Consider the following 1,980-nt stretch of genomic DNA (forward strand, 5'->3'; position numbering starts at 1 on the left):
AGTGCGAAGATTATTTCACCATAAGCCACCGACAAGACCTTGGTTAAAAGCGTTTACTTGGCTACCAATTTTAGCCATAGTTTTGGCTGCCTCTCTAATTGCAATTGATCGTTGGGTTTCCTTTAGCGCGCAAGATCAATTGTTTAGTGATATCAAAGATGTCGATTCATTCGATGTTGCAGTGGTTCTTGGCACCAGTAAATACTTAGGCAAGGTGTTAAATGAGTATTATGCCAATCGCATTGACGCAGCGATTGAACTGTATGAACAAGGAAAAGTAGAGAACTTTTTGCTAAGCGGCGACAACGCACACCGTTCGTACAATGAACCTTGGACGATGAAACGTGACCTACTTAAAGCGGAAATACCTGAAGAGAACATTTACTTGGACTACGCGGGGTTTAGAACATTAGACTCTGTCGTTAGAGCCAAAGAGATTTTCGACACTAACAACTTCCTAATCATCTCGCAGAAGTTTCATTGCGAACGAGCCATATTTATTGCTAACTCACACAATATTGATGCGAAGTGTTTCGCTGTAGCAGGCCCTTCAAAGCATTCAGGATTCAAAGTTCGTTTGCGCGAAGTGTTCGCGCGAGCCAAAGCCGTACTTGATATCTATATAACTAAAGCACAACCCAAGTTTCTTGGGCCTAAAGAGCCGATAGTTATTGAGCACGCCCAGGAAAGCTCACTCGAATTACAACCAAATGACACTAGTCCTGTCCAGGATAATCAAGAGTAACCACTTGATTTCGACCTTGACGCTTAGCCATATACAGTGCCTCATCCGCGCGGGTTATCATCGAACTAACACGCTCATGGTCTTTTGTAGCCACCCCCACACTAGTCGTTAAAGGATCACCATGCACCCAAATATGAGATTCGACACGTTGGCGAATCTTCTCAGCCAAGCGACTCGCTTTTTCCTGGGTTAAGCTCGGACAAAAGACAACAAACTCTTCCCCTCCCCAACGCACCAAACGTTCACTTGGGCTAAGTATTCCCCAAACCACCATAGTAAACTCACGCAAAATGTCGTCACCCATAGCATGACCGTACTTATCATTAACCAACTTAAAATGATCAATATCTAGATAAAGTACCGACAAGGTATGTTTCCCGGCAGAATCATCGGCATAATGCCTATCAAGCCACTCTCGAATCGAATGGCGATTCATCGCGCCAGTCAATGCATCTCTGTTCGCCAGCTCAGCAAAATGAACATTTTGTTCTTTTAGCTCAATGTTTAGACGACTTAAATGCTCTTGCCTAAATTGCGATTGACGTATTATCTCATGACTACGTCTGACTTCGACAATGCTATAAACAAGCGCTAGCGACACCCATAATATCAATAAGGAGAGCATCAAGGTTTCACCTTCAATATACGCACCAACGAGCTCAATACTCTTAATCGTCATTTTGTACTCACCGGTATAATGCGCAGAGCCAGTCGCAAGTTCAAGCTTAGTGACATTGGTATACTCGGGAGCAGAGTGGGCGATAGGAATATTGTTGTCGCTCAACCACCAAGTTAAAACCTGTAAGTTAGCAATCGGAATTTCAATAACACCCTGTCCAACACCCGGTTGATAGGAAACTCCGTTATACTTTTGTGTATATTCATTACCTTTCAAAGAGTATTCAGGATTGAAATTGCGCAAATATAACCGCATGTTGGGAAGGTTTTCACTATCAAGTTGCTCGAAGTCGATATTAAGATAAATCGTATGATAGTTGGCTAAATCTACACCTTGATGTAGGTTTTTGCCTAGTTGAATAGAGACGCCACAGTATGGCCAAGGATAAGCATCGGTTTTATCAAGTTTGCATTCAAGCACCGCTTCTGAACCAGAAACGGTCACCTTTGAACGACTGACACCACCTTGCACCTGATCATTGGTTGCTAAATATTCAAACTTATCAGGACTAATTTTGAATATATGTCCGCCGCCGTGCATCCAATAAAGCTGCACT

2 protein-coding genes are annotated in these 1,980 nt (G+C 42.9%); one reads left to right on the forward strand and one right to left on the reverse strand.

What is annotated here, in order from left to right:
* Position 1: 1 nt before the first annotated feature.
* Positions 2 to 745, forward strand: a complete 744-nt coding sequence (locus tag QTO00_RS18920; protein ID WP_443088950.1) for a SanA/YdcF family protein — start codon at positions 2 to 4, stop codon at positions 743 to 745.
* Here QTO00_RS18920 and QTO00_RS18925 read toward each other — a convergent pair.
* Entirely contained in the window at positions 717 to 1,979 is a 1,263-nt protein-coding gene (locus QTO00_RS18925) for a GGDEF domain-containing protein (RefSeq protein ID WP_331426137.1), read from the reverse strand. The genes QTO00_RS18920 and QTO00_RS18925 overlap by 29 nt on opposite strands.
* Between the last annotated feature and the right edge of the window lies 1 nt (position 1,980).

Origin of the sequence: Vibrio sp. M260118 (genome assembly GCF_036533755.1) — a bacterium.
In the GTDB taxonomy this organism is placed as follows: Bacteria; Pseudomonadota; Gammaproteobacteria; order Enterobacterales; family Vibrionaceae; genus Vibrio.